Origin of the sequence: Mycobacterium sp. 663a-19, assembly GCF_035616495.1 — a bacterium.
GTDB lineage: Bacteria > Actinomycetota > Actinomycetes > Mycobacteriales > Mycobacteriaceae > Mycobacterium.
This window is the reverse complement of sequence record NZ_JAPJAV010000001.1, coordinates 369,146-394,865: the sequence shown is the minus strand read 5'-3', so window position 1 is coordinate 394,865 and position 25,720 is coordinate 369,146. Positions and strand designations below refer to the sequence as shown.

Annotated in this window: 24 protein-coding genes and 1 pseudogene; 14 read left to right on the top strand and 11 right to left on the bottom strand. The window is 67.6% G+C overall.

Translation table 11 applies throughout. The features are described from left to right. Position 1 precedes the first annotated feature (1 nt). From acnA to OQ968_RS01990, 4 genes are read left to right on the top strand one after another with little or no spacing between them, the layout of a single operon-like run. Entirely contained in the window at positions 2 to 2,809 is a 2,808-nt protein-coding gene (acnA, locus tag OQ968_RS02005; protein WP_324674132.1) for an aconitate hydratase AcnA, read from the top strand. 29 nt (positions 2,810 to 2,838) lie between these two features. Continuing rightward, entirely contained in the window at positions 2,839 to 3,165 is a 327-nt protein-coding gene (locus tag OQ968_RS02000; protein ID WP_324674130.1) for a carboxymuconolactone decarboxylase family protein, read from the top strand. Between the two features lie 8 nt (positions 3,166 to 3,173). Then, complete coding sequence (locus tag OQ968_RS01995; RefSeq protein WP_324674128.1) at positions 3,174 to 3,614, top strand: VOC family protein; 441 nt, start codon at positions 3,174 to 3,176, stop codon at positions 3,612 to 3,614. 35 nt (positions 3,615 to 3,649) lie between these two features. Then, entirely contained in the window at positions 3,650 to 6,028 is a 2,379-nt protein-coding gene (locus OQ968_RS01990; RefSeq protein ID WP_324674127.1) for a glycoside hydrolase family 65 protein, read from the top strand. A 35-nt stretch (positions 6,029 to 6,063) separates the two neighbouring features. On the opposite strand, the gene OQ968_RS01985 is transcribed toward OQ968_RS01990, so the two are convergent. Beyond that, entirely contained in the window at positions 6,064 to 7,044 is a 981-nt protein-coding gene (locus tag OQ968_RS01985; RefSeq protein ID WP_324674125.1) for an Acg family FMN-binding oxidoreductase, read from the bottom strand. Between the two features lie 323 nt (positions 7,045 to 7,367). On the opposite strand from OQ968_RS01985, the pseudogene OQ968_RS24865 reads away from it, so the two are divergent. After that, positions 7,368 to 7,551 (top strand): annotated as a pseudogene (locus OQ968_RS24865) (transaldolase family protein); the annotation flags it as partial. 106 nt (positions 7,552 to 7,657) lie between these two features. Here OQ968_RS24865 and OQ968_RS01980 read toward each other — a convergent pair. The 4 genes from OQ968_RS01980 to OQ968_RS01965 are packed head-to-tail and all read right to left on the bottom strand — an operon-like array spanning position 7,658 to position 11,558. Next, positions 7,658 to 8,896, bottom strand: a complete 1,239-nt coding sequence (locus OQ968_RS01980; RefSeq protein WP_324674123.1) for a dihydrolipoamide acetyltransferase family protein — start codon at positions 8,894 to 8,896, stop codon at positions 7,658 to 7,660. Positions 8,897 to 8,907: 11 nt separating this feature from the next. Continuing rightward, entirely contained in the window at positions 8,908 to 9,891 is a 984-nt protein-coding gene (locus tag OQ968_RS01975; RefSeq protein ID WP_324675012.1) for an alpha-ketoacid dehydrogenase subunit beta, read from the bottom strand. Positions 9,892 to 9,896: 5 nt separating this feature from the next. Beyond that, a complete protein-coding gene (pdhA, locus tag OQ968_RS01970; protein ID WP_324674121.1) occupies positions 9,897 to 11,000 on the bottom strand; it encodes a pyruvate dehydrogenase (acetyl-transferring) E1 component subunit alpha in 1,104 nt (367 codons plus the stop codon). 51 nt (positions 11,001 to 11,051) lie between these two features. Further along, a complete protein-coding gene (locus OQ968_RS01965) occupies positions 11,052 to 11,558 on the bottom strand; it encodes a CBS domain-containing protein (RefSeq protein ID WP_324674119.1) in 507 nt (168 codons plus the stop codon). Between the two features lie 218 nt (positions 11,559 to 11,776). On the opposite strand from OQ968_RS01965, the gene OQ968_RS01960 reads away from it, so the two are divergent. Both OQ968_RS01960 and OQ968_RS01955 read left to right on the top strand, forming a co-directional pair. After that, positions 11,777 to 12,244 (top strand): OsmC family peroxiredoxin, encoded by a 468-nt coding sequence (locus OQ968_RS01960; RefSeq protein ID WP_324674117.1) that lies wholly within the window; start codon positions 11,777 to 11,779, stop codon positions 12,242 to 12,244. A gap of 15 nt (positions 12,245 to 12,259) precedes the next feature. Then, positions 12,260 to 12,733, top strand: a complete 474-nt coding sequence (locus OQ968_RS01955) for a hemerythrin domain-containing protein (RefSeq protein WP_324674115.1) — start codon at positions 12,260 to 12,262, stop codon at positions 12,731 to 12,733. A gap of 51 nt (positions 12,734 to 12,784) precedes the next feature. On the opposite strand, the gene OQ968_RS01950 is transcribed toward OQ968_RS01955, so the two are convergent. Then, complete coding sequence (locus OQ968_RS01950) at positions 12,785 to 13,552, bottom strand: DUF2249 domain-containing protein (protein ID WP_324674113.1); 768 nt, start codon at positions 13,550 to 13,552, stop codon at positions 12,785 to 12,787. Positions 13,553 to 13,639: 87 nt separating this feature from the next. On the opposite strand from OQ968_RS01950, the gene OQ968_RS01945 reads away from it, so the two are divergent. The 3 genes from OQ968_RS01945 to OQ968_RS01935 are packed head-to-tail and all read left to right on the top strand — an operon-like array spanning position 13,640 to position 17,992. After that, complete coding sequence (locus tag OQ968_RS01945) at positions 13,640 to 14,344, top strand: transcriptional regulator (protein ID WP_324674111.1); 705 nt, start codon at positions 13,640 to 13,642, stop codon at positions 14,342 to 14,344. Next, complete coding sequence (locus tag OQ968_RS01940; RefSeq protein WP_324674109.1) at positions 14,334 to 15,434, top strand: hypothetical protein; 1,101 nt, start codon at positions 14,334 to 14,336, stop codon at positions 15,432 to 15,434. The genes OQ968_RS01945 and OQ968_RS01940 overlap by 11 nt, the downstream gene beginning before the upstream one ends. Beyond that, positions 15,431 to 17,992, top strand: a complete 2,562-nt coding sequence (locus tag OQ968_RS01935) for a multicopper oxidase domain-containing protein (protein ID WP_324674107.1) — start codon at positions 15,431 to 15,433, stop codon at positions 17,990 to 17,992. The genes OQ968_RS01940 and OQ968_RS01935 overlap by 4 nt, the downstream gene beginning before the upstream one ends. Before the next feature lie 67 nt (positions 17,993 to 18,059). Here the strand turns inward: OQ968_RS01935 and OQ968_RS01930 are convergent, their stop codons facing one another. Next, on the bottom strand, positions 18,060 to 18,407 hold the full coding sequence (locus OQ968_RS01930) for a cupin domain-containing protein (RefSeq protein ID WP_324674104.1): 348 nt from the start codon (positions 18,405 to 18,407) through the stop codon (positions 18,060 to 18,062). 381 nt (positions 18,408 to 18,788) lie between these two features. Here OQ968_RS01930 and OQ968_RS01925 point away from each other — a divergent pair, with 381 nt between their 5' ends. After that, on the top strand, positions 18,789 to 19,778 hold the full coding sequence (locus OQ968_RS01925; RefSeq protein ID WP_324674102.1) for an Acg family FMN-binding oxidoreductase: 990 nt from the start codon (positions 18,789 to 18,791) through the stop codon (positions 19,776 to 19,778). 14 nt (positions 19,779 to 19,792) lie between these two features. Continuing rightward, positions 19,793 to 19,984: a ferredoxin gene (locus tag OQ968_RS01920; RefSeq protein ID WP_324674100.1), complete on the top strand. Its 192-nt coding sequence runs from the start codon at positions 19,793 to 19,795 to the stop codon at positions 19,982 to 19,984. Between the two features lie 55 nt (positions 19,985 to 20,039). On the opposite strand, the gene OQ968_RS01915 is transcribed toward OQ968_RS01920, so the two are convergent. The 4 genes from OQ968_RS01915 to OQ968_RS01900 form a co-directional block, all read right to left on the bottom strand. Continuing rightward, entirely contained in the window at positions 20,040 to 20,408 is a 369-nt protein-coding gene (locus OQ968_RS01915) for a VOC family protein (RefSeq protein WP_324674098.1), read from the bottom strand. 152 nt (positions 20,409 to 20,560) lie between these two features. Next, complete coding sequence (locus tag OQ968_RS01910) at positions 20,561 to 20,989, bottom strand: DUF6188 family protein (RefSeq protein WP_324674096.1); 429 nt, start codon at positions 20,987 to 20,989, stop codon at positions 20,561 to 20,563. 61 nt (positions 20,990 to 21,050) lie between these two features. Beyond that, a complete protein-coding gene (locus OQ968_RS01905; protein WP_324674094.1) occupies positions 21,051 to 21,647 on the bottom strand; it encodes a DinB family protein in 597 nt (198 codons plus the stop codon). Between the two features lie 33 nt (positions 21,648 to 21,680). Next, entirely contained in the window at positions 21,681 to 22,634 is a 954-nt protein-coding gene (locus tag OQ968_RS01900) for a dipeptidase (RefSeq protein ID WP_324674092.1), read from the bottom strand. Between the two features lie 342 nt (positions 22,635 to 22,976). Here OQ968_RS01900 and OQ968_RS01895 point away from each other — a divergent pair, with 342 nt between their 5' ends. Next, on the top strand, positions 22,977 to 24,203 hold the full coding sequence (locus OQ968_RS01895; RefSeq protein WP_324674090.1) for an acetyl-CoA acetyltransferase: 1,227 nt from the start codon (positions 22,977 to 22,979) through the stop codon (positions 24,201 to 24,203). Between the two features lies 1 nt (position 24,204). Continuing rightward, a complete protein-coding gene (locus OQ968_RS01890; RefSeq protein ID WP_324674087.1) occupies positions 24,205 to 25,719 on the top strand; it encodes a carotenoid oxygenase family protein in 1,515 nt (504 codons plus the stop codon). Position 25,720 lies beyond the last annotated feature (1 nt).

Genomic DNA, 25,720 nt, shown 5'->3' with positions numbered 1-25,720 from the left:
GATGACATCGGACAGCTTTGGAACCCTGGATCAGCTCAGCGTCGGCGACGAGAAGTACGTCATCCGCCGCCTGGCACGGATCGACGGTGCAGACCGGTTGCCCTACAGCTTGAAGGTGTTGCTGGAAAACCTGTTACGCAACGAGGACGGTCGGCTGGTCACCGCCGAACAGATCACCGCACTGGCGGCCTGGGATCCGGCGGCCGAGCATGGCCGGGAGGTGGCCTATACCCCGGCGCGGGTGCTGATGCAGGACTTCACCGGGGTGCCGTGTGTGGTGGATCTGGTCGCGATGCGCGATGCCATCACCGAACTCGGCGGTGACACCAAACGCATCAACCCGCTGTGCCCGACCGAGCTGGTGATCGACCACTCGGTGATCGCCGACGTCTTCGGCCGCCCGGATGCGTTCCGCATCAACGCCGAGCTGGAGTTCGAGCGCAACGCCGAGCGCTACCAATTGCTGCGTTGGGCGCAGCAGGCGTTCACGGATTTCAGCGTGGTGCCACCGGATACCGGGATCTGCCACCAGGTCAACCTGGAATACCTGTCCCGAGTGGTGTTCACCCGCGACAGCGCGGAAGGAACGCTGGCCTACCCGGACACGTTGGTGGGCACCGACTCGCATACCCCGATGGTCAACGGGCTGGGTGTGCTGGGCTGGGGCGTGGGCGGCATCGAAGCCGAGGCGGCCATGCTCGGCCAGCCGATGAGCATGCTGATCCCGCAGGTGCTGGGCCTGAAGCTGACCGGTGAGCTGCCGCCCGGCACCACGGCCACCGACCTGGTGCTAACGGTGGCCGAACTACTGCGCCGTACCGGTGTGGTCGGCAAGTTCGTCGACTTCTACGGACCCGGCGTGGCCAACGTGCCGCTGGCCAACCGGGCCACCATCGGCAACATGAGCCCCGAGTACGGGGCCACCTGCGCGATTTTCCCGATCGACGACGTGACCCTGGACTACCTGCGATTGACCGGTCGCCCCGGACACCAGATCCGGCTGGTGGAGGCCTACGCGAAGGAGCAGGGCCTGTGGCACGACCCCGACCACGAGCCGACGTTCTCGCAGACGATCGAACTCGACCTGAGCACGGTCGAGCCGTCGATCGCCGGACCCAAACGACCACAGGACCGCATCCCGTTGCACGTCGCTCCCCAGGCGATCGCCGCGTTGCTCTCAGGTCAGACATATACCGAGGCCGTGGAATTGGGTCTGGATGAGGCGTCCGCCGAGTCGTTCCCCGCGAGCGATCCCATCGCGGTCAGCAGCGACCACCCCGGCGACCGCCCGCACGCGCCGCAGACCAACGGCGACGGGACCAACTGGCCGCGCAACCCGGTCGAGATCAGCCTGCAGGGAGACCGGGTCAGCGTCGACAACGGGGACGTGGTGATCGCCGCGATCACCTCCTGCACCAATACCTCCAATCCGTCGGTGATGCTGGGCGCGGCACTGCTGGCGAAAAAGGCGGTGGAAAAGGGGCTGAACCGCAAGCCCTGGGTCAAGACCTCGCTGGCACCCGGCTCCCGGGTCGTCACCGATTACTACGAAAAGGCCGGACTGACACCGTATCTGGACAAACTCGGTTTCAACCTCGTGGGCTATGGATGCACCACCTGCATCGGCAACTCCGGACCACTGATTCCCGAGGTCAGCCAGGCGGTGACCGAAAACGACTTGACCGTCTGCTCGATGCTGTCGGGCAATCGCAATTTCGAGGGCCGCATCCACCCGGAGTGCAAGATGAATTTCCTGGCGTCACCACTGTTGGTCGTCGCCTACGCATTGGCGGGCACTCTGCACACCAACTTGCTGCGCGATCCGCTGGGCACCGGGAGCGACGGACAGCCGGTCTACCTGCGCGACATCTGGCCCACCACCGACGAGATCACCGAGGTGATCGCCGGCTCCGTGCGTTCCGAAATGTTCAGTAAGGACTACGCCGACGTGTATGCCGGCGACGAGCGCTGGCGCTCGCTGCCGGTTCCAGACACCGACACCTTCCAATGGGATCCAAACTCCAGCTATGTGCGCAAGCCGCCCTACTTCGACGGTATGGGCCGCGATCCGCAACCGGTCGCCGACATCACCGGTGCACGAGTGCTGGCCAAGCTCGGCGACTCGGTCACCACCGATCACATCAGCCCGGCCGGATCCATCAAGGCCGACTCACCCGCGGGAAAGTACTTGTCCGAGCACGGGATCGAGCGCAAGGATTTCAACTCCTATGGCTCACGGCGCGGCAACCACGAGGTGATGATCCGCGGCACGTTCGCCAACATCCGGCTGCGCAACCAGCTCGCCCCGGGCACCGAAGGCGGATGGACGCGCGACTTCACCCAGCCCGACGGCCCGGTGGCGACCATCTACGACGCATCGGTGAACTACGCCAAAGCCGGTACGCCCCTGGTCATCCTCGCCGGCAAGGAATACGGCTCCGGGTCGTCGCGCGACTGGGCGGCGAAGGGCACCGCCCTGCTCGGTGTGCACGCGGTGATCGCCGAGTCCTACGAACGGATCCACCGCTCCAACCTCATCGGGATGGGCGTGCTGCCGCTGCAGTTCCCCGAGGGGCAAAGCGCGGACTCACTGGGATTGACCGGCGAGGAGACCGTCGACATCACCGGCGTCGACGCACTCAACGACAGCATCCCGGACACCGTGCGCGTCAAAGCCGGCGGCGTCGAGTTCGACGCGGTCGTGCGCATCGACACGCCCGGCGAGGCCGACTACTACCGCCACGGCGGCATCATGCAATACGTCCTGAGGCAATTGCTCGCCGACAGCCCCGCCGCCACAACACCCTGACGACGGACCCCGCACAGGAAGGAGTAGCTATGGCCGAGGATATGTACCACCCCACCACCCCCGAGATCCACAAACTCCGCAAGGAACTCGTCCCGCACACCCACGACGCGTTTGAGGCGTTCAGCCGTGCGGTGTTCGCCGATGGTGCGCTGCCGGAGAAAACCAAACAACTCATCGCAGTCGCGGTCGCTCACACCACCCAATGTCCCTACTGCATCCGCGGCCACACCCGGCTCGCGCGCCGGAAGGGTAACAGCGACCAAGAGATCATGGAGGCCATCTGGGTCGCGGCCGAGATGCGCGCCGGCGGCGCCTACGCGCATGCCACGCTGGCCCTCGAAGAACTCGCCAAATAACCGGCGAAATGGACACCGAAAACCGCGAACCGGAGAGCGGGATTGCCGCGGAGGTTGCCTCATGCGTGCTCCGGGTGTCGAACTTGGAGCGGTCGCTGAAGTTTTACTGCGACGTGTTCTCCTGCCGTGTGCTCATCCGTGAGGCTGACATGGCTCTGCTGTTGGCACCCAACGGCTTTCAGCTCTATGTGCATGCAGACCGTGGATTCCGGCATCGCGACCCGGGCACGATCGGCGTCCAGTATCTGATGTGGGCCACCGACAGCGAGTCCGATCTGGAGCGGATCACGCAACGTCTGAAGGCTTGCGATGTTGCCGCCTATTCGTATACCCAGGGCGGGGTGAACTTCGTCGAGGGTTGTGACCCGGACGGGGAACGGGTGATCGTCGCCTATCCGAGCCCGCGGCAACTGCCGCGCGAAGTGATTGCGAAGCGCCTTCGCGGTTGAGCGGCTACCGACCTAGCGGATTGGACTAATCACCGATGATCACCCACCCCGCGTTCAGTTGCGAGCCCTGGTGCCTGCGTTTGACGGGGCTCAACGTAGAAGTACTGGCACAGACCGAATCGCTGTTCGCGCTGTCGAATGGGCACATCGGCTGGCGCGGCAACCTCGACGAGGGCGAGCCACACGGACTACCCGGCAGCTACCTCAACGGGGTTCACGAACGGCGGATCTTGCCGTACGTTGAGCCCGGCTACGGGTACCCGGAGTCCGGACAGGTGGTCGCCAATGTTACCAACGGCAAGCTGATTCGGCTGCTTGTCGATGACGAACCTTTCGATGTCACCTACGGCCGGGTGCACGCGCACGAGTGGCACCTGGACTTCCGCGACGGGGTCCTGCACCGGTACACCGACTGGGTGTCGCCAGCCGGTCGTGCGGTGCGGGTGTCCTCGACCCGGCTGGTGTCGCTGGTGCAGCGTTCGATCGCCGCGATCCGCTATCAGGTCGAGGCCGTCGACCGCCCGGTGCGGGTGGTGGTCCAATCCGAGTTGGTCGCCAACGAAGTGTTGCCCGCGCCGCCACCGGGTGATCCGAGGGCGGGACTGCCCAAGCTCCCGCCGCTGATCAGCGAGGAGCACGCGGCGCGGGGCACCCGGGTGGGGCTGGTTCATTCCACGGCGCGCAGCGAGCTGTGCATCGCCGCGGTGATGGATCACGTGGTCGACGGGCCTGCGACCACCTCGGTGGAGTCCGAAAGTTTCCCGCACCTGGGCCGGGTGACCATCACCGTAGAACTGCGGCCCGGGGAGCGGCTACGGCTGGACAAGTTCGTCGCCTACGGATGGTCGGGGAGTCGCTCGCGGCCCGCGGTATGGGACCAGGCCGATGCTGCGCTGGCCGGTGCAAAACAGACCAGCTGGGATGGCCTGCGCACAGCGCAGCGCGCCTTCCTCGACGAGTTCTGGGCATGCGCCGACGTCGAAGTCGACGGCGATCCCGAAATCCAGCACGCGGTGCGGTTCGCGCTGTTCCACATCGTGCAGGCCGCCGCTCGTGCGGAGGGCCGGGCGATTCCCGCCAAGGGACTCACCGGACCGGGCTATTTCGGACACAGCTTCTGGGACACCGAAGCCTACGTGTTGCCGGTGCTGACCCAAGTGTTTCCCGACGCCGCCGCGCACGCGCTGCGGTGGCGACACTCCATCCTGCCGCTGGCCATCGAACGCGCCGCCCAGCTCGGGCTGGCCGGTGCCGCGTTCCCGTGGCGCACGATCCACGGCGAAGAATGTTCCAGCTACTGGCCGGCGGGCACCGACGCGTTCCATATCAACGCGGCGATCGCCGACGCCGTCATCCGCTACTGCGACACCACTGGTGATGACGCGTTCGAAGGCGAGATCGGCGTCGAACTACTCACCGAAACCGCCCAACTGTGGCTGTCCCTCGGTCACTATGACATCGACGGCCGCTTCCGCATCGACGGCGTCACCGGCCCCGACGAATACAGCGCGGTCGCCGACAACAACGTCTACACCAACCTGATGGCGCAACAGAACCTGCGCGCCGCCGCCGACGCCGTCGCCCGCTACCCGGACCGCGCCCGCGCGCTCGGCGTCGACGAAGCGGAGACCGCCCGATGGCGAAAGGCCGCCGAAGCCATGTACATCCCCTACGACGAGGTGCTCGGTGTGCACCCGCAGGCCGACGGCTTCACCACCCACCAAATCTGGGATTTCGCCACCACTCCACCCGACCGGTATCCGCTGCTGCTGCACCACCCGTACTTTGATCTGTATCGCAAACAAGTGGTCAAGCAGGCCGACCTGGTCTTGGCCATGCACCGGCGTACCAACGCCTTCACCCCCGAACAGAAGGCCCGCAACTTCGCCTACTACGAACGGCTCACGGTCCGGGACTCCTCGCTGTCCGCCTGCACCCAGGCCGTTATCGCCGCCGAGGTCGGCCACACCGCGCTGGCCTACGACTACCTCGGCGAAGCCGCGCTGATGGACCTCGATGATCTCGAACACAACACCCGCGACGGGCTACACATGGCCGCGCTTGCCGGCAGCTGGATCGCCCTGATTGCCGGACTGGCCGGCATGCGAGACCAAGACGGTACCCTCAGGTTCGCCCCGCGCCTGCCGGACAGCCTGACCCGACTTGCCTTCACCTTCACCAAGCGGGCGCGGCGCCTCACCGTTGAGATCACGCCATCCAACGCCACCTATACCCTGCGCGCGGGTGATCCACTTCCCCTGGCGCATCACGGCGAGCCGATCACCGTGACCCTCGGTAATCCGATCACCCGGCCGATCCCGGGCCCGCCGGGGATGGTCGAGCAGCCGACGCAACCGCGTGGGCGGGCCCCGGCCCGGCGAAGACGCTCGAACCAAACTTCACAACAGCCTTAGCCCTAAATCACCGTTCGGGCGAACGCGGTCTCCGTTCAGCATTGCATGCGCAGGACGTCGTCGAGCGGTCGTCGTGGTGTGGGTGGCGGCATTTCTTCCATCGCGGGTGCCACGCCCACCCGGATGAAGACTTGGGGCATGGTGTCGTGTTCCAGGCACGCCTCTACCGTGTCACGCGTGATACGGACCTCGGTGATGTGAGTCACCGTGCAGGTGGCCAGGCCGGCCATCGTGCATTCGAGCAAGATCGCGGAGAGTGCTTCGCCGGATGCCAACGCGGCAGCACGACTGTCGTCGTCGGTGGATAGCAGCAAAATGGTCGAGTTGTCTTCTGGGACTTCGGTGCGCCTCTCGCGCTGGTGGGTCAGCGGGAATGCCCGCCCGATATCGACCCGGTCACTCTCCGCCGCCGAGACCAGCGAACTGTACGGAATACCCTCTGAGACCTCGAATGGTGCTGTCCACCAGCCTAGTTCGGTGTGATATCCGGAATCATAGAATCGCAGCGACTTGGCGATCTGGGATGCCTCCGCCAGACACGAACGCAGGTCATCGGGCATCACGTTCAGATGCACTGCATCGGTGTCGACGGCGTTGCGCAGCACGGGCTCCAACGATTTCCAGTGCATCGGCGCGATGAATGGCAGCCGGTCGGTGCGACGCAGCAGGATCGCGTCGGCGCGGCGGCGATGGTCCTCGGTGACAGACTCCATCGGGGTGAACCAAATCGACGCCAGATGATTCGGGTCGTTAGGATTCGGGAACCGGCCGATACGAGACCGCCACCCGGCCGCGGCCATTGCCACCCGAACATGGTCGAGTGCAGCGCCGCAACCGATCAGCGCTTCGCGCCCCGAGTGGTCCGAGAGCGTTACTCGGCTCGGATCGAGGAACAGTTGTAGTTGGCCGGCGTCGAAGACCCACCGCCACGGCTGGGCGTTGTACAGCGACGGGGCGCGACACGCCAACCGCACCGCATCCTGGATGATCTCAGTCGGCACCATTGTCGCAGGCATGTCGGCCTCCGCTCTCTACCTACCTTCAAGTGTTCTCCGAAATCGCAGCCGGCGGCAAGGCCATTGGTCCTCAACCCGGGCACCATGCGGCCCTGCCACCCGATCTCAGCCCGGCGCCCGAGGCTGGTCGCCGATGTGATGTCGCGGCGGCTGGACCGCGACAGCTTCGCGAGCCACATCCGCGCGGCGAAAGAGGCTAGGGCGTCCGGGCTTCGGTTGACCGTGCCCAGCATCAATCCGATGACGTGATTTCGCTGGCTTGTCGCCGGCGGGTGGGTAAACAATAAAGATCGGATCCACAATGGCAACAAAGGGGAGTCCGCATGGGTGGTCCATTGGATTCGCTCACCGAAGCTGGGGTTTCGATCTGGCTGGACGACCTGAGCCGAGAGCGGCTCAGGTCGGACGGGCTGGCCGACTTGGTCGGCCACCAGCATGTAAGCCGGGGTGACGACGAACCCCTCCATCTTCGCCAAGTGTTTTGACGACGAACTTCCTCAAGGCCATCGCGACGATCAAACGTGTGGAACCGGCTGGCGGTGACCACGCACCAGCAATTGTCCGACGCGCCTGGGGGTTCCTGGCCTTCGCGGTTGAGCGGCGCAAGGGATCCTCACACCAGGATTCGTAGCGGGTGTTCGAGCAGACTCACCAGGTCGCGTAGGAATACTGCCGCCGTGGCACCGTCGAGGACGCGGTGGTCGATGGACAGGGTGAGCTTCAATGTGGTTGCGGCGGTGAGTTGCCCCGCGCGGACGACGGCCTCTTCCTGGACGGCGCCGACGGCGAGGATCGCGGCCTCGGGCGGGTTGATGACGGCGGTGAAGTGGTCGATGCCGTACATCCCGAGGTTGCTGACCGTGAATGTGCTACCGGTCAATTCGTCGGGTGTGAGCTTGCCGGCCCGTGCTCGTTCGATGAGGGTATGCGCCTCGACGGCAAGTTCGGTGAGGTTCTTGCGGTCTGCGTCGCGAACAACGGCTACCAGTAGTCCGTTGTCGGTGGCGACGGCGCAACCGATGTTCACATGGCCATGACGGACGAGATGATCACCGCCCCACGAGGAATTGACGTCCGAGTGGGTACGTAGCGTCATGGCACACGCGCGGATCAAAAGATCGGTGACGCTGATTTTCGGCCCGGTATCGGAAAACTCCGCGTTGAGCTCGGCACGCAACTTCTGCAGCGCGCCGGCGTCAACCACCGAGGTGAGGTAGAAGTGCGGCGCCGCAGCACTTTCCGTCAGCCGCTGGGCCGCGATGCGGCGTATCGACGACAGCGGCACGAGCTCGTCGCCGTCGCCGCCAATCGCCGTCGGGGTCGCCGCCAGGGTCGAAGCGTCAGGTCGGGCAGCGGGCGGGCGCCGGCTGACGACGGCTTCGATGTCTTTGCGCACGATGCGTCCCCCGGGGCCCGTGCCGGTCACGCCGGCAAGGTCGATTCCGTGCTCACGCGCCAGGGTGCGTACGAGCGGAGTGGCGCGCACCGGTGCGGTGGGCGCCGGCGTCGGCGTGGGGATCGGCGCTGGCGCTGGCGTTGGCGTCGGCGCTGGCGCGGGAGCCGACACCTCCGGGGAGACCGCTTGCGCACCAACATGTTCGGTGACAGTGGCCGCTGCCCAGTCGTCGATGACGGCGATGGGCTGACCGATGGCTACGGTGCTGCCGGGGGCAGCGATGATTCGCGTCAGCACGCCGCTGTCGTAGGCCTCGAGCTCCATGGTGGCCTTGTCGGTCTCGATTTCGGCGAGGACGTCACCACGCTGAACCGTGTCACCTTCGTGCTTGAGCCATTGGCCGACAACACCTTCGGTCATGGTGTCCGACAATCGTGGCATCAGCACGTCTGGCATGACGGTCCCTCTCAGTAGGCGAACCGGCTGGCGTCGAGAACCTCGCCGATGACCTTGGTCAGGTCGGCGGCGTCGGGCAGGGCCGCCAGCTCGAGCGGCTTCGCATAGGGCAGAGGCACTTCGGCGCTCGCGACCCGCCGGATCGGGGCATCGAGATAGTCGAACGCACCTTCGGCGATCGTTGCCGCGATCTCGGCGCCGACCCCGTAGCTGAGCCAGTCGTCTTCGAGGATGACAGCCCTGCTGGTCTTGCGTACCGAGGCGCAGATCGTCTCGCGGTCCAGCGGCCGCAGGCTGCGCAGATCGACCACCTCGATGGACACGCCGTTGGCCTCGAACTGGCGGGCGACGTCCAAGGCGATCACCGTGGACCGCGAGTAGGCCACGACGGTGAGGTCGGTTCCCGGCTTGGCAATCGACGCCCGCCCGATCTGGCCGATCTGTTCGCCGTCGGGCACGTCGCCCTTGGTGTTGTACAGGGCCAGGTTCTCCAGGACCAGCACCGGGTCGTCGTCGCGAACGGCCGCGGTAAGCAGTGCTTTGGCATCCGCCGGGGTGGCGGGAGTGACAACTTTCATCCCGGGCACGTGCGCGTACCAGACCTCCAGGTTCTGTGAGTGCGTCGCGGCCAGTTGCTGTCCGCCGCCGCCCGGGGTGCGGATCACCACCGGCACCGACACCTGGCCCGCGAACATCGCGTGCATCTTGGCCGCGTGATTGACGATCTGGTCGACGGCCAACAGGCTGAAGTTGATCGTCATAATCTCCACGATCGGTCGCATGCCGAGCATTGCCGCACCGATCGCGGCACCGACGAATCCCCCCTCGCAGATCGGTGTGTCGATCACCCGGGTGGGCCCGAATTCCGCCAGCAGCCCGGCGGTGATCTTGTAGGAGCCCTCGAAGACGCCGATCTCCTCGCCGATCAGGAAAACCGACTCGTCGCGCAGGAGTTCGGCGCGCAGCGTGTCGTGCAGCGCCTGCCGATAGGTCATCACGGTCATGGCTGTTCCGCCGGACTGGGCACGACGGGATCACCCGGAAGTTGGTGTGGCGCATTGGCTACCGGGGTGGCATAGACGAAGTCGAACAGCTCGCCCGGGCTCGGGTCGGGGCTGGCGTCGGCGAACTCCACGGCGGCATCGACCTGCGCCTCGGCCTGTTCGTCGATGCCTCGAGCCGCCTGGTCGTCCAGGATGCCGGATTCGATCAGCCGGCGGCGAAAAGCCGGAACGGCGTCGAGCCTGCGCAGCCGCTCCGCCTCTTCGCGGGAGCGGTATTTGGCCGGATCCACCACCGAGTGGCCCCTAAGCCGCTGGCATACCGCCTCGATCAGACCGGGCTGACGCGCGGTCCGCGCGCGCGTCAAGGCGGCCCTGGCCGCATCACGCACCGCCAGAACGTCGTCGCCGTCGACCCGTTCGCCGGGGATCCGGTAGGAGCAGCCCCGCTTGTACAGGTCGGGTTCCGCCGCCGCCTTCTCCACCGGGGTTCCCATGCCCAAGCCGTTGTTGACGATCACGTACACGATCGGCAGGCGCCACAACCCGGCCAGGTTGAGCGCTTCGTGAAATGCCCCGATGTTGGTCGTGCCGTCGCCGAGCACGCACATCACGGCCTCCGCGTCGGGACCGGGATCTCCGCGGTAGGTGAGCGCGAGCGCCGCGCCGGTGGCCGGCGGGATCTGGCCGCCGACGATGCCGTATCCCCCGAGTAGGCGCAACTTGATGTCGAACAGGTGCATCGAGCCGCCGCGGCCGCCGGACACACCGGTGGTCTTACCGAAGAGCTCCGCCATGACTCGGCCGGGCTCGACACCGCGGGCAAGGGCGTACCCGTGATCGCGATAGGTCGTGTACAGGTAGTCGCGTCGCTCCAACGCCGCCATCAGCCCGACCACGGTGGCTTCCTCGCCCAGATTGAGATGGCAGTATCCGCCGATTTTGGCCCGCTGATACATCTCCGCCGCCCGCAATTCGAATGCCCGGATCAGCGCCATCTGCCGGTAGTAGTCACGGAGCATCTCCGCGGACTCATTGGCCGGAAATCCTTCGGAGACATCGGAACCGGTGTGCGGGTTCATCGGAGTCGGCTGGACCGTCATTGTCCTCCTGCTTCGCTGCTGACACCGCGGGGTTGTCGGTGCGACACCGACTTACGTGCCCGGTGGTTGCTCCTGCAGCACGAATTGCTCGCCGGTCGCATGACACCTCGGACACATACCGGGCGGGCGCTCGCCACGCGCCGGCTCGCCACAAACCTGACAGACCCACTCGGTGGCCATCGCGGCCACGAGGTCATGGCGGCTCACGATCCCGACCAGGCGGCCCTCCTGCACCACCGGAACCCGGCGAATGCGCCGGTCGATCAGGAGGTGCCGGATATCGTCGGCGGCGCTGTCGGCGGTCACGCTGAGCACCGCCGTCGTCATCAGGTCGCTCGCTACCGCACCGGTCTTGGACAACAGGTCATGCTCGCTGACGATTCCCAACAGCGCGCCGGCCTCGTTGACCACGGGTGCCGCGCTGATTCGGTGCCGGGTCAGGGTTTCGGCCACCCGTTGCGTCGAAGCGTCGGCCGGCACGGTGACCACCGGCGAGCTCATGATGTCGCCGGCCGTGACATGCGCCAGCGACGCCGCGGTGCCGTCCTGTGGATACACGTTCGCAGAGTACTCCGATTGTCGGCCTTCAAGTGATCGGCTGAAACGTTGTCGCCCATGCGCGCAATCACGCTGCGTCGGTTCATAAGTCCGCGTGCCGTCGCCCAGTTGGCATCACCCCTCGCTCTGGTCAGCGCCCGCAGCGATGGTCTAAAGTTTACACAAGTACCATTTGTAAAAACTAGTCCAGGGTGGATTGCAGTAAGGAGTCAGCGACCATGAGCATTGCCGAACGGGCCACGCAGACGATTTGGGAGGGCCCGCTGGAGTCGGGCACGGGCACGCTGTCGGCGAGCAGCAGCACCGCGCTGGATGGCCTACCGCTGACCTGGGCATCCCGGACCGAACAGCCGGCCGGCAAGACCAGTCCGGAGGAGTTGGCGGCGGCCGCGCATTCGTCCTGCTTCGCGATGGCGTTGGCCTTGAAGTTGGGCGAGAACCACACGCCGCCACAGCAACTCGACGTCAAGGCCACGGTGACCCTGGATGCGGTCGACGGTATCCCCACGATCACAACCTCGCGGCTGGAGGTGCGGGCGCAGGTGGCCGGGCTCACCGCCGATGCGTTCGCGGCCGTGGTGGACCAGGCCGCCGCGTTGTGTCCGGTGTCGCGATTGTTCGCCGGCGCCAAGATCAGTGTCGATGCGCAGCTCGACGAGACGCAGCCTGCTCGCGCTGCGGACTGACGAACGGAGCACACGATGCCCAGCCTGGCGCTGTCTGCCGCCCTGGAGCGGGAGCACCGCGAAATCGACAGTGGGATAGAGGCTTTCCTGGAAAAGCTCGACTGCGGCAGCCTGCAGCCCGAACCACTGACCGCAGCCCTGGAGGCACTGCGGCGGCACATCTACATCGAAGAGGTTTTCCTGTTCCCGCCGATCCGCGAGGCCGGGCTGGCGATGCCTATCTTCGTCATGATGCGCGAGCATGGCGAACTCTGGCGCACCATGGACACCCTCAAGGATCTGCTCGCGGACGGACGGGACGGCGGGCGGCTGCGCGATACCTGCCGCCGGCTGTTGGATCTGCTCGACCAGCACAACTCCAAAGAGGAGCCCGTCGTCTATCCGCATGCCGACGCCGACGTGCCACCACAGACCACCGCGGAGCTGACCCGCTTCATCGAGACCGGCCACACCCCCGGTGGATGGGTATGTCAACACGCGGGTGCATGACACCAGTGCCAACGAATTACGTTGGTACCAAAGGGATATCGAACTGTCGGCCTACAGCTTGGTCAACCGCAGGCGCCACGCCTCCGGCCCGCGCTCCTCGTAGTTGATCTCCAGCCGGCCCGAGGTGCGGTCGTTGAGTTGCTGCAACAGCGGAATCGGGTCGTGATGGGCCACCAGGACCAGGGCGCCGCCGGCCGGCACCGCGTCGAACGCGCCGAACACGGTGGCGTGCCGGATCGAGTGCGGCACCTCGCGGACGTCGAGCACGGGATCGTCGGTGTCGTGTTCGCCGCAGCCGCAGGTGTGCGCCGGCTCGGCACCGTCGGCGGGCAGGTGATCGCCGAGAAGTTCGTGCATGCCGTGAACCACGTCGGCGAGGGAGACCTCGGCATCCGCGGCCACGATCGGCAGGATTCGCTCGTTCTCATCCGTCAGGTGTGCGTCGAACACGACCCGCAGGGCGTGGCCGCACGCTGCGGCGCGCAGCGGCGGCTCGATGCGGATGCGCTCGACGAGTGAGCCGATGATGCGGTGCACCGCGACCATCGACTCGACCAGGGGCCGGGCGCGCTCGGCGCGGGTGGCGGCCGGGTACAGGCGCTCCTCCTCGGCGGCGGCGTGCGGCCGCAGCTGGTCGGTCAGGAAGACCAGGGCCGCGGCTCGGGCCGGCTCGAAGTCCGCACCGCGCTCGACCGCCCACAGCATCGCATCGGTGAGCACCGCAAGCCGCCCGGCGAGCTGCGCGTGATGGCTCTTGATGGCTTCGACGGCCTCGGCATCCGCGGCGCTCGACGCGACGATCACATCGTTGGCTGGCATGTTGCGTTCCTTCCGGCTGGCTCCGCTGGCGCGAATGTGACTCATTGCCCTATGTGTTTCACCCGATAATTTACTACAGTTATTTCCGTGAAAAAAGACCTGGCGGCGTTGGGCCCCGAACCGGCGCCGGTACTCGGGACACCGGTGGCGTTGTCCGGGCAGCGGCTGCGGGTGCTCGAGTACGTGCGCGCACACTCCCCGGTCCGGGTCGCCGACGCCGCCGCCGGTCTCGACCTGCACCCCAACACGGTCCGCGAGCATCTCGACGCGGTCGTCGGGCTCGGGCTCGTCGAACGCTCCACCGCGACCGCCCTTGGACGCGGACGTCCCGCCGCGCTCTATCGGGCGTCGGGCGCCGACCCCGCCGTCGCGGTCCGCGACTACGCGGGTCTGGCGACCGCGCTGGCCGGTCACCTGGCGCGCACCAGCGCCCGGCCGGAGCGCGACGCGCGGGCCGCCGGCATCGAGTGGGGGCGCGAACTCGTCGACGAGGGCGGCCCGGCCGGCGGTGATCCGCGGCAGTCCGTGCTCGCGGCGCTGACCCGCCTCGGCTTCGCGCCGGACGACGACGCGACGGATGCGCGCGGGGGCATCGCGCTGCGGCGCTGCCCCCTGCTCGACGCGGCCCGCCGCTACCCCACCATCGTCTGCCAGGTCCACCTCGGCATCGTCGAGGGAATGCTGGAGCGGCTCGGCGCCCCCAGCGAACCGGGGCTCGATCTCATTCCGTTCGCGGAACCCGGTGCCTGCCGGCTGTTCCTGCCCGATCCCGTTGTGCGACATGATGACTGACCGCCGAATCCCACCCCGGGCGCTGCTGCTGGTGCCCGGCGGGTTCGCGCTTTTGGCCGGGCTCGACGCCGCGCTGGTGCTGCTCGGCCTGCCCGCACCGATCAAGACGACCCGGCTCGCCGAGGTGCATGGCATCCTGCTGGTGCTCGGATTCGTCGGCACGGTGATCGCGCTGGAACGAGCCGTGGCCGCGCATCGGTGGTGGGCCTACCTGGGCCCGGCGTTCCTCGGCGCCGGGGCGGTGCTGCTGGTCAGCACAGCACCCCGGAACGTCGGCGGCGCGCTGCTGCTCGCCGGGTGCGCGACGCTGGTTGCGGTGTACGTGGCGCTGTGGCGACGGTCCGCCGACGTGGCGGTCCTGGTCCAGGTCGGCGGTGCGGTGCTGGCGACGGGCGCGGCGCTGTTGTGGCTGGGCGGTGTGCCGGTCCCCGACCTGCTGCCCTGGCTGTCGGGTTTCCTCATCCTCACGATCGTCGGGGAACGCCTCGAGCTCGCCCGCGTGGCGATGATCGGCACCCCGGCCGAGGCGCAGCTCACCCTCGTCGCGGTGGCGATGGTCGCGGGTACCGTCGCCGCGTTGTTGTGGCCGACGCCCGGGTACCCGTTGCTGGGCGCGACGCTGCTCGCGGCGGTCGTATGGCTGGCCCGGTTCGATGTGGCCCGCCGCACCGTGCGCGCGACGGGCCTGACCCGGTACATGGCCGTAGCCCTGCTCGCCGGTTACGTGTGGCTGCTGGTGCCGGCGCTGACCTGGTTGCTGGTCGGCCGAGTCCGCCCGGGTGATTCCGGCGGCGGCTACGACGCGGTGGTGCACGCCGTGATGCTGGGGTTCGTGCTGTCGATGATCATGGCGCACGCGCCCGTGATCCTGCCGGCCGTGTTGCGTCGCCCGCTGCCCTACACCTCGGCGATGTACGGCCCGGTGGCGCTCCTGCACGTGTCGCTGCTGCTGCGGCTGGCGGTCGGTGACGCGCGCGGCGTCCACTGGGCGCTGCAGGCGGGTGGTGTGCTGAACATCGTGGCGGTGCTCGGATTCGTTGCCGTCGCCGGCTATTCGGCGGCGCGGGCGGGCAGTCGGGTGCCGGCATGAACCGCTCGGGATGGCATCTGCGCGCAGGAGCGGTCGTATTCGCCTGGCTCGCCGCACTTTTCGTCGTGGCGGTCGCGCACCGGTTCGTCCCGCTGTCCGGCTGGCTGCTGGTCCATCTGCTGGGGCTGGGCGCGGCCGGCAACGCGATCCTGATCTGGAGTCGGCACTTCGCCGATGCGTTGCTGCGCCGGCCGCCGGATCCGGCACGAACGGCAGAGGTGTTGCGCATCGCGGCCTTCAACGCCGGTGCCGTCACGGTGGTCGCCGGCATGCTCGGCCGGTGGTGGCCGGTCGTGCTGACGGGCGGCGTTGTGGTCGGCGTCGCCGTCCTGGCACACGGGGCGACGCTGCTGCGGCAGCTGCGCACCGCATTACCCGCCCGCTTCGGCGTCACCGTGCGCTACTACGTCGCCGCGACGGCGTGCCTGGCGGTCGGCGCGGGACTCGGGGTGGCGATGGCGAATTCGGCGCTCCCCGGCGACATCCACGAGCGGTTCATCGTCGCGCACGCGGCGCTGAACGTCTTCGGCTGGGTGGGGCTCACGGTGGTGGGCACCCTGGTCACGCTGTGGCCGACCATGCTGCGCACCCGGATGGCCGCCGGGGTCGAGGTGGCCGCCCGCCGGGGCTTACCGGCGCTGCTGGCCGCCCTGGCCGTGGCCGCCGCCGGTGCGGTGGCGGGGTCGCCGCCGATCACCGGCGTGGGCGCCCTCGGCTACCTCGGCGCCGTCGGGTTCGTCCTGTGGCCGCACCTCGACGAGATCCGCCGCAAGCGGCCGCGCGACTTTGCGACCGTATCGGTGTTGGCCGGCGTGGCCTGGCTGATCGGGTCGCTGGCGTTCGTCGCCGTCGCGCTGGCGATTGCGCCGACCTGGCCGACGGCGGCCGCGGCGGCCGGCCACCTCACCGCGCCGGTGCTGGCCGGCTTCCTGGTGCAGGTGCTGCTCGGGTCACTGACCTACCTGGCCCCCGTCGTGCTGGGCGGGCGTGCCGCCACCCTGGCGGCCGGGGCCGAGCTCGAGCGGGGCGCGCCGTGGCGGCTCACCGTCGCCAACGCCGGGTTGCTGCTCTGTGTCCTTCCGACTCCCAGCCTGGTGCGGGTGGGCGCATCGATGCTGGTGCTGGCGTCCTACGCGGCCTTCCTGCCGCTGCTGGTTCGAGCGGTGTCGCGGGCACACCGCGATCGCGACACGGCATCGGCTCCGAACCCGCCGGCGCCGGGGCGACGGCTCGGCGCCGCGGCCGCCGGACTCGCAGCCGTCGTGCTGGCGGCCGCGGCCGGTGTGGCCGCCGACCCCGCGTCGGTCGGCATCGGCACCGCACCGCGGATGGCGGTGGCCGCCACGGGGCACACCACCGCGGCGTCGGTCCGCATCGAGGGCATGCGCTTCGTGCCCGACGCGGTCGAGGTCCCGGCCGGAGACCGGCTGCTGATCACCGTCGTCAACGGCGGCACCGACCAACACGACCTGGTGCTGTCCAACGGCACCCGCACGGGACGCATGGCCCCGGGTGAGAGGTCGGTCCTCGACGCCGGCGTCATCGGCTCCAGCCTCGACGGCTGGTGCGCGGTCGCCGGACACAGGCAGATGGGCATGACGTTTTCGGTCCGGGTGACCGGCGCACCGATGCCCACCATGCACCCGGGCCATCACGACCCCACGCACTCCGCGTCGGTCTCCGCCGCGGACATCGCGCGCAGCCTGGGCGCCGACCCCGGTCGGGGTTTCGCCGCGCGTGATGCCGCGCTGCCCCCGGCGACGGCCGATCACCGTGTGACACTGCCGGTGACCGAGATCGAGCGGGAGGTCTCCCCCGGAATCACCCAGCGGCTCTGGACATTCGGCGGTACCGCACCCGGGCCCACGTTGCGGGGCAAGGTCGGCGACGTCTTCGAGGTCACCCTGGTCAACGACGGCACCACCGGGCATTCGATCGACTTCCACGCCGGGGCGCTGGCCCCCGACGAGCCGATGCGAACCATCCAACCCGGCCAGCGCCTGGTGTACCGGTTCACCGCGACGCGGGCGGGTATCTGGCTGTACCACTGCTCGACGATGCCGATGTCACTGCACATCGCCAACGGCATGTTCGGGGCGGTGATCATCGACCCGCCGGACCTGCCGCGCGTCGACCGCGAGTACTTGATCGTCCAGTCCGAGATGTACCTGGGCGCGCCCGGCGGTGAGGCCGACGCGGACAAGGTCGCCGCGGACCGGCCCGACCTGGTGGTGTTCAACGGCTACGCCCGCCAGTACGACCACGCGCCGCTGGCCGCCCGGGTGGGCGAGCGGGTTCGCATCTGGGTGCTCGCCGCGGGACCGAACCGAGGCACCTCGTTCCACGTCGTCGGGGGACAGTTCGACACGGTGTGGTCCGAGGGCGACTACCGACTCCGGAATGGCGCGGGCGGCGCGCAGACGCTCGGATTGTTCGCGGCCCAAGGCGGATTCGTCGAGTTGACCTTCGGCCAGCCGGGTCGATACCCGTTCGTGTCACACGCGATGGTCGACGCCGAACGCGGCGCCCACGGCATCATCGAGGTGGCCGGGCGATAGCTTACTGCCGGGTCCGACGAGGCGGAAAGTCGCTACGCTGCAATTTATTACGGCGAGCCGCCGATGCTCACGCCGGCCCGTGCCGAACGTCCTTGGCGACGGTCAGCAGGACGACGGAATCTTCGATGGCGCGCAGACCGTGCCGGCTTGGTGGAATCACCAGGTGGTCGCCCGGAGCTCCGTTCCAGCTCGTTTCGGGAGCGGTCAGCTCCACGTGGCCCTGCAACACCTGCAACGTGGCCTCGCCGGGGCTGTCGTGGTCGGCGAGCGTTGTCCCGGCGGTCAACGCGACCAGCGTTTGCCGCAGGGTGTGCTGGTGCCCGCCGTACACCGTGTGTGCTGCACGGCCGCTGTCGGACCGGCGCGCCGCCGCGAGTTGCTGGCGTGCGGCGGCGGTAAGCGAGATCTTATCCATCCGGGTGACCCCTTCCCTGCTCAAAGCGTATGCCGCGGCGCGGCAACTCACTGCTGAAAGTACCGCAGGCAGCCAAATCGTCTGCCTGGCAGGGGCATACCTTCATTGCCACGGGCGTAGGCGGCGGCTTGCGCCCCTTACTGCTCGCCACCGGGCGCGCCACCGCGACTTCGATTCCGCGCGGCCAACTCATCGACATCGGCCACCGCGTCCTGGTCGGCGAGGATGCCGAAAATCCGGTTGCCCTATACCCTATTTAAAGGATATTATTCATTAATAATAGCGGTGACGCAAGGAGCTTGGCAGCCGCCCGCCGCGAATGAGTGGGTGACGCTCCGGCTCTGAGAACCGCTGGGACAGAAGGAAAGTCGGAGGTGGGCCATGATTACCCTGCTTCCCGATGCCGAGACACTCCGCGCGGTCCTCGCGCTGGCTACCAGGGCACCGTCGATCAACAACACACAGCCGTGGCTGTGGCGGGTGGGCCGCAACAGCCTGCACCTGTACTCGAACCCGGGCATGCGGCTGCCCAACACCGACCCGGATGGCCGGGATCTGATGTTGAGTTGCGGTGCAACGCTTAACCATTGCGTCATCGCTTTGGCGGCGACGGGTTGGCGCGCCGAGGTTCATCGCTTATCCGATGCTGCCGACCCCAGTCACCTCGCGGCGATCGAGGTGTGCCCACGCGCCCCCGATCCCGAAGACATCGCCCTCGCCGCGGCAATAGAGCGGCGCCGAACCGATCGGCGAATCTACAGTGCGCGGCCGGTTCCGGCGAACGACATCGCCCAGATGGGCGCTCTGGCCGCCCGGATGGGGGTGATGTTGCGCCGGGTCGACGCCATGGACGAGCTGAACAAGATCGTCAAGCAGGCCGCCCGGGAGCACGCGACCAACCCTGACTATCTTGCCGAGGTCACCATGTGGAGCGGTCGATACGGGTCACGCGCCGGTGTGCCGGCCCGCAACGTCCCGGAGCACGACTGCAATGCGCCGATACCCGGGCGCATCTTCGCGGGGCCAGGCCTGGCGCAGCCGCCGGGCGCCGCGGTCGCCGACGACAAGGCGGTCATCGTGGTGCTGGGCACCGAGGCCGACGACCGTCTGGATCAGCTGCGTGCCGGCGAGGCCGCCAGCGCGATCCTGCTGGCCGCGACCGCGAAGGGGCTCGCGACATGCCCGATCACCGAACCCCTGGAGATCCCGAAAACCCGGGACGCCCTCCGGTCCAATGTGTTCGGCACAGACGGATACCCTCAGATGCTGCTGCGGTTGGGCTGGGCACCGGCCAACGCGGACCCGTTGCCGCCAACCCCGCGACGCAGGCTTTCCCGCGCCGTGGAGTGGCCGAGCGAAGCTGAAGGCTGAGCAAAGGAGGAGTCATGCGCGTGGTGGTGGACCGTGATCGCTGTGAGGGCAATGCCTACTGCGTGAGAATCGCGCCGGAGGTGTTCGAACTCGACGACGACGAGTACGCCGTAGTCACAACCGACCCCGTCCCGGTCGACCAGGAGGCGCTCGTCCTGCAGGCCATCATCGACTGCCCCCGAGCGGCGCTGTCCCGCAAAGACTAAGGGTTGACCACCGCCCCCACCCGACCCGTGATCGACCGGCGGGAGAGGCCGGCAATCATCGCAACTTCTGCGCGAATTCGATGACGTTGCCGTCGGGGTCGGCAATGTGGAGCGTCCTCTCATGCCACGGCCGGTCGATCGGTCCGCTGAGGATCTCGACGCCGAGTTCTCCCAACCGCCCCGCTTCCGCGTCGACGTCTTCGATCAGGAACCCGATCTCGCCGCACGGCGCGTTGCCGCCCTCGCGGCCGATCAGCTCGGGAAGCTTCGACCGTTCGAAAAGCGAGAACTTGGTGTTCGCCATCTCGAACTCGACGTAGCCGTCGCCCTCGATCCGCACCTCGAGCCCGATCACGTCGCGGTAGAACGCCACCGACCGTCCGAGCGATTCGACATATTGGATGACGTAGTCCACGCGACGCATGACATTCGGCTTCCCGCACGGAACTCCGCTAAAACATTGGCGGCGGGGAACGGAGTCCCGGCCAACGTGGTAATTGAGAAGGATTGCGCCGCAGAACGTTTCATGGCTAACCCGGCGCTTAGTCGCGAGGCGTCGGGACGGCCGCCGCTATCTCACTCGTCACCGTCGGTTTCGGCCACATCGAGGCGTACCACCCGCAATTTGCCGTGCGCCAGACAGGCCGCGTATCCGTGGTATTTGCCATACAGCTCCCACGATGTGGTGTTGTCGGCCGGAGGCACGTCGATCTTGTGACCGTCGGAGAACTCGAGGTGGAGATCCCCGGTGTCGTACCAGACTGCGGCTGTGCATTTTGTGCCGGAGAAGTCGAAGAGCGGACGCACCTGGTAGGCCGGTTCTTTCGGAACGATCGTGACGACTTCCACGGGCGAGGTTGCGATGGCCGGGAGGGTCAGACGAATCGGTGCCGTGATGACGAGCTCGTTGTAATCCTCGAAATTCAGCACCAATCCGTCGCGGAACATGATCCGCTGTACCGCACAGCCCTCAAGCCACCGCTCGATCATTTTCTGTTCGGTCATACATTCCACTGTGGCCCTAATTTGTCACATGTTCAAGCAAAGGTATTGCCGTCGGAGTGGGTTATTTCGGCCGCGACCTGTGCATATTCGCTTCGACCGCGGCAGCGGCGGCGCGAATGTCGGCGAGGTGGTGCACACCTTCGTGCATGGCCTGGCGGACCAGCCAACGCGCGCTGCGCCGCTCGCCGGGTAACCGGGTGACGATGCGGTCCCAGTCCTGAGGATCAACGCGGCCGATCTCCTCACCGAAGCCGGCGGCGTTCGCGGCGAGCTCGTCGAGGATGGGCACGACGTCGCGCTCGTTGTAGCGGAATCGGCGCGCCCGCAGGTCATTGAACATCGGTTCCAGCGCGGGCCGGTCCTCGGTGCGAGCGCGGTGCAGCCGGATCGTGAAGCTCGCATATACGTCGCGCAAGTGGCAGACGTATTCGGTGACCGACCACACTTGCGGGCTGGGCCGCTCGCGGCGGGAGTTTTCGGGAACGGCAAACACCGCGTCGCGAACCGCCGTTGGTATCCCGCGGATTACCCCTGCGGCGTGTTCGACCGAAAGTTCGGAATAGTCCAGCGCGCAGCGGGCACACACGAAATCCTCGGCGGCCAACGGCGGCAACGCCGACCGGGCGCCGCCGCTGGCGGGGGCGGTGAAATCCGACATGGTCACCATCGTCCCGGCGCGAGGTCAACCAATTCAGTTACGCCACGCGCACCCGGCCACCCGACGGAAATTTCCGCCCAGCACGGCTCGGATGTCGGCGCCGCTCCACCCCCGGCGACGCAGGTGTTCGTCGAGCCGCAGGAAGGTTTCCGGCGGCATCCACTGAATCGGTCCCCACCTCGTGTAGCTGGCGTCGAACAACTGCGGGTTGCGCGCGAGTTCCCCATTGAAATCGGCGAAATCGAACGAGAAGTCGGTGCTCACCCCGACGTGGTCGATGCCGACCAGCTCGACGGCGTATTCGAGGTGTCGCGTCATCGCCTCGAGCGTCGGGGTGTTGGGCCCCAGGAAGATGCCGACGCCGGTGATCCCGACAACGCCGCCCGTGGCCGCGCATGCGCGGGCCTGCTCGTCGGTGATGTTGCGCGGGTGCTCCCAAACCGCGCGCATGCACGAGTGGCTGTAGACGACCGGGCCGCTCGACGCATCGCACATGTCGAGTCCGGTGCGGATGCTGCAGTGCGATCCGTCCGGCACCATGCCGACGCTGTTCATCTCGGAAACGAGCGAACGCCCCCACGCGGTCAACCCGTCATCGGCGGCGTCCAGACATCCGCTGCCGGCGCGGTTGGCGTGGTTGTAGGTGGACAGCAGCGTGCGCACCCCGAGGCGCGCCAAATCGGCCAGGTTGTCGAGATCGCCGTCGAGCGGAGCGCAATCCTCGAGGTCGAACACGACGGCGATGCGACCGGCGTCGGCAATGGCCTCGATATCCTCGACGCTGCCCGCCAACTCCAGGTCGGGGTGCGCGTCGACCGCACCGCGATAGTGCCGAAGCAGCGCGGTCGTGTCGGCAAGGCTGTGCGGCGCATACCCTGCGTTGACCGACACGAGTGCGCCTCCGGCGCGCCGGTATCGGCTCAGCAAGTCGACGTCGGCGTCGGTCTGCAACGGCAAGCAGGTGTGCTGATCCCACAGCATCGTCATCGAGACCCATATTGCACCAGTCGCTGTACCCGTAATGAGTTGCGGCCCAGCCTGCTTCCGCGCGACACGCCCGGCCGACGAACCCGACACGTCGCTGAGCAGTGGAAAGCCCGCATTCCGGCAGCCGAGCACGGCCGCGCGGCGGGGCCACCGGCCGGGTGGTGATGTTTGCCGCTCGCCGCGGGTGGTAATGCCCACGACGGGTGTGCGCGTCGGCCGGCCAACGCGCGCACCTAGGTCCCGTCGGTTCAGCCCGAGAGCCGACGGGTCCGCCTTTTTCGCGCTACTGCACGTGTGTCGGATAGGCCTGAACGCGTGCGATTCAGGAGTAGCGTGCGGCTTATGCATGACTCGGCACGCGTGTGGATCCTCGGCGGCTACCAGAGCGATTTCGCCCGCAACCTGTCCAAGGAGAACCGCGACTTCGCCGCCCTGACTGCCGAGGTCGTCGAGGGCACGCTCGCGTCGGCCGAATTGGACGCCGCCGACATCGGGGTGGTCCATGTCGGGAATGCGTTCGGCGAGATGTTCGCCAACCAGGGCCACCTCGGAGCGATGCCGGCCACGGTCTGCGACGGCCTCTGGGACGTGCCGGCCACGCGGCACGAAGCCGCGTGCGCGTCCGGCAGCGTGGCGGCGTTGGCGGCGATGTCCGATCTGCGGTCGGGCGCCTACGACACCGCGCTCGTGGTGGGGCTCGAGCTGGAGAAAACCGTGCCCGGCGACACCGCCGCACAGCACCTGGGCGCCGCGGCGTGGACCGGACACGAGGGAGCCGACGCGCGCTATCTGTGGCCGTCGATGTTCGCGCAGATCGCCGACGAATACGACCGGCGCTACGGGCTGGACGACGCGCATCTGCGAGCCATCGCCCAGCTCAACTTCGCCAACGCCCGCCGCAACCCCAACGCCCAGACCCGCGGCTGGACGGTCCCCGACCCCATCACCGACGACGACACGACCAACCCGATCACCGAGGGCCGGCTGCGACGGTTCGACTGCAGCCAAATGACCGACGGCGGCGCGGGATTGGTCCTCGCGAACGACGCCTACATGCGCGATCATCCGGACGCGCGCCCGATCGGTCGCATCGACGGCTGGGGACACCGCACCGTCGGGCTGGGTCTGCGGCAAAAGCTGGACCGCGCCGCCGACGATCCTTACGTGCTACCGCACGTGCGGGCCGCGGTGCTCGACGCGCTGCGCCGCGCGCGGGTGACCCTCGACGACCTCGACGGGATCGAGGTGCACGACTGCTTCACCCCCAGCGAGTACCTGGCCATCGACCACATCGGGCTGACCGGTCCGGGCGAATCGTGGAAGGCCGTCGAAAACGGCGAGATCGAGATCGGCGGCCGGCTGCCGGTCAACCCGAGCGGGGGCCTGATCGGCGGGGGACACCCGGTCGGGGCGTCCGGCGTGCGGATGCTGCTGGACGCGGCAAGGCAGGTCAGCGGCGCGGCCGGCGAGTATCAGGTCGAGGACGCGAAAACCTTTGGCACCCTGAACTTCGGCGGCAGCACCGCCACCACGGTCAGTTTCGTCGTCAGCACAACCAAGGGCTCGTGACATGGATGTTGAGATCGTCGGCAAGTTCCTGTCCACGCTGCCCGAAGACGACGACCACCCCTACCGCACCGGACCGTGGCGGCCCCAGACCACCGAGTGGGACGCCGACGGCCTGGACCCCGTGCAGGGCGAAATCCCGCGCGACCTGGACGGCGTCTACCTCCGCAACACCGAGAACCCGCTGCACCCGGCGTTGAAGACCTACCACCCGTTCGACGGTGACGGCATGCTGCACGTGGTCGGGTTCTGCGACGGAAAAGTCTTCTACCGCAACCGCTTTGTGCGCACCGACGGGTTCCTTGCCGGGAACGAGGCGGGCGGGCCGCTGTGGCCGGGGCTGGCCGAGCCGGTGCAGTTGACCAAGCGGGAAGACGGCTGGGGCGCGCGCACCCGTATGAAGGACGCGTCGAGCACCGACGTGATCGTGCACCGCGGTGTCGCGCTGACCAGCTTCTACCAGTGCGGCGACCTCTACCGGATCGACCCGTATTCGGCCAACACCCTCGGCAAGGAAACCTGGAACGGGCGCTTCCCGGTCGACTGGGGCGTGTCCGCGCACCCGAAGGTCGACACCAAGACGGGCGAGCTGTTGTTCTTCAACTACAGCAAGCAGGAGCCCTACATGCGCTACGGCGTCGTCGACCAGGCCAACGAATTGGCCCACTACGTCGACATCCCGCTGCCCGGCCCGCGGCTGCCGCACGACATGGCGTTCACCGAAAACTACGCGATCCTCAACGATTTCCCGCTGTTCTGGGATCCGAGGCTGCTCGAACACGACGTGCACCTGCCGCGCTTCTACCCCGACGTTCCGTCGCGCTTCGCGGTGATCCCGCGCCGCGGCTCCACCGACGACATCCGATGGTTCGAGGCCGAGCCGACGTTCGTGCTGCACTTCACCAACGCCTACGAGGACGGCGACGAGATCGTGCTCGACGGGTTCTTCGAGGGCGACCCGCAACCGATCGACACCGGCGGAACCAAGTGGGAGAAGCTCTTTCGCTTCCTTGCGCTGGATCGGCTGCAGGCCCGGCTGCACCGCTGGCGCCTCAACCTGGTCACCGGCGAGGTCAAGGAGGAGCAACTGAGCGAGTCCATCACCGAATTCGGCACCATCAACCCCGGTTACGCAGCCGCCCCGTACCGCTACACCTACGCGGCCACCGGAAAACCGGGCTGGTTCCTGTTCGACGGGCTGGTCAAACACGATCTGCTCACGGGAAGCCAGGAGGGATTCTCCTTCGGCGACGGCGTCTACGGGAGCGAGACCGCGATGGCGCCACGGGTGGGCGCGACAAGCGAGGACGACGGCTACCTGGTCACCCTGACCACGGACATGAACGCCGACGCCTCGTATTGCCTCGTCTTCGACGCGGCGCGGGTCGGCGACGGCCCGGTGTGCAAACTTCAACTGCCGGAACGTATTTCCAGCGGTACGCATTCAACGTGGGCGCCCGGTGAGCAGTTGCGGCGCTGGGACACCGCGAAGTCGGCGGCGAGCGCGATCGGGCTGTGAC

Coding starts and splice junctions, on each gene's coding strand:
- OQ968_RS01975 (WP_324675012.1), bottom strand. CDS start 9,891: ATGACCTATCGGCAGGCGCTGCACGACACGCTGCGCGCCGAACTCCTG.
- OQ968_RS01985 (WP_324674125.1), bottom strand. CDS start 7,044: ATGCCTGCGACAATGGTGCCGACTGAGATCATCCAGGATGCGGTGCGG.
- OQ968_RS01950 (WP_324674113.1), bottom strand. CDS start 13,552: ATGCCAGCCAACGATGTGATCGTCGCGTCGAGCGCCGCGGATGCCGAG.
- OQ968_RS01960 (WP_324674117.1), top strand. CDS start 11,777: ATGAGCATTGCCGAACGGGCCACGCAGACGATTTGGGAGGGCCCGCTG.
- OQ968_RS01895 (WP_324674090.1), top strand. CDS start 22,977: ATGCATGACTCGGCACGCGTGTGGATCCTCGGCGGCTACCAGAGCGAT.
- OQ968_RS01900 (WP_324674092.1), bottom strand. CDS start 22,634: ATGACGATGCTGTGGGATCAGCACACCTGCTTGCCGTTGCAGACCGAC.
- OQ968_RS01910 (WP_324674096.1), bottom strand. CDS start 20,989: ATGACCGAACAGAAAATGATCGAGCGGTGGCTTGAGGGCTGTGCGGTA.
- OQ968_RS01990 (WP_324674127.1), top strand. CDS start 3,650: ATGATCACCCACCCCGCGTTCAGTTGCGAGCCCTGGTGCCTGCGTTTG.
- OQ968_RS01890 (WP_324674087.1), top strand. CDS start 24,205: ATGGATGTTGAGATCGTCGGCAAGTTCCTGTCCACGCTGCCCGAAGAC.
- OQ968_RS01980 (WP_324674123.1), bottom strand. CDS start 8,896: ATGCCAGACGTGCTGATGCCACGATTGTCGGACACCATGACCGAAGGT.
- OQ968_RS01905 (WP_324674094.1), bottom strand. CDS start 21,647: ATGTCGGATTTCACCGCCCCCGCCAGCGGCGGCGCCCGGTCGGCGTTG.
- OQ968_RS01915 (WP_324674098.1), bottom strand. CDS start 20,408: ATGCGTCGCGTGGACTACGTCATCCAATATGTCGAATCGCTCGGACGG.
- OQ968_RS01920 (WP_324674100.1), top strand. CDS start 19,793: ATGCGCGTGGTGGTGGACCGTGATCGCTGTGAGGGCAATGCCTACTGC.
- OQ968_RS01935 (WP_324674107.1), top strand. CDS start 15,431: ATGAACCGCTCGGGATGGCATCTGCGCGCAGGAGCGGTCGTATTCGCC.
- OQ968_RS02000 (WP_324674130.1), top strand. CDS start 2,839: ATGGCCGAGGATATGTACCACCCCACCACCCCCGAGATCCACAAACTC.
- OQ968_RS01955 (WP_324674115.1), top strand. CDS start 12,260: ATGCCCAGCCTGGCGCTGTCTGCCGCCCTGGAGCGGGAGCACCGCGAA.
- pdhA (WP_324674121.1), bottom strand. CDS start 11,000: ATGACGGTCCAGCCGACTCCGATGAACCCGCACACCGGTTCCGATGTC.
- acnA (WP_324674132.1), top strand. CDS start 2: ATGACATCGGACAGCTTTGGAACCCTGGATCAGCTCAGCGTCGGCGAC.
- OQ968_RS01930 (WP_324674104.1), bottom strand. CDS start 18,407: ATGGATAAGATCTCGCTTACCGCCGCCGCACGCCAGCAACTCGCGGCG.
- OQ968_RS01995 (WP_324674128.1), top strand. CDS start 3,174: ATGGACACCGAAAACCGCGAACCGGAGAGCGGGATTGCCGCGGAGGTT.
- OQ968_RS01940 (WP_324674109.1), top strand. CDS start 14,334: ATGATGACTGACCGCCGAATCCCACCCCGGGCGCTGCTGCTGGTGCCC.
- OQ968_RS01925 (WP_324674102.1), top strand. CDS start 18,789: ATGATTACCCTGCTTCCCGATGCCGAGACACTCCGCGCGGTCCTCGCG.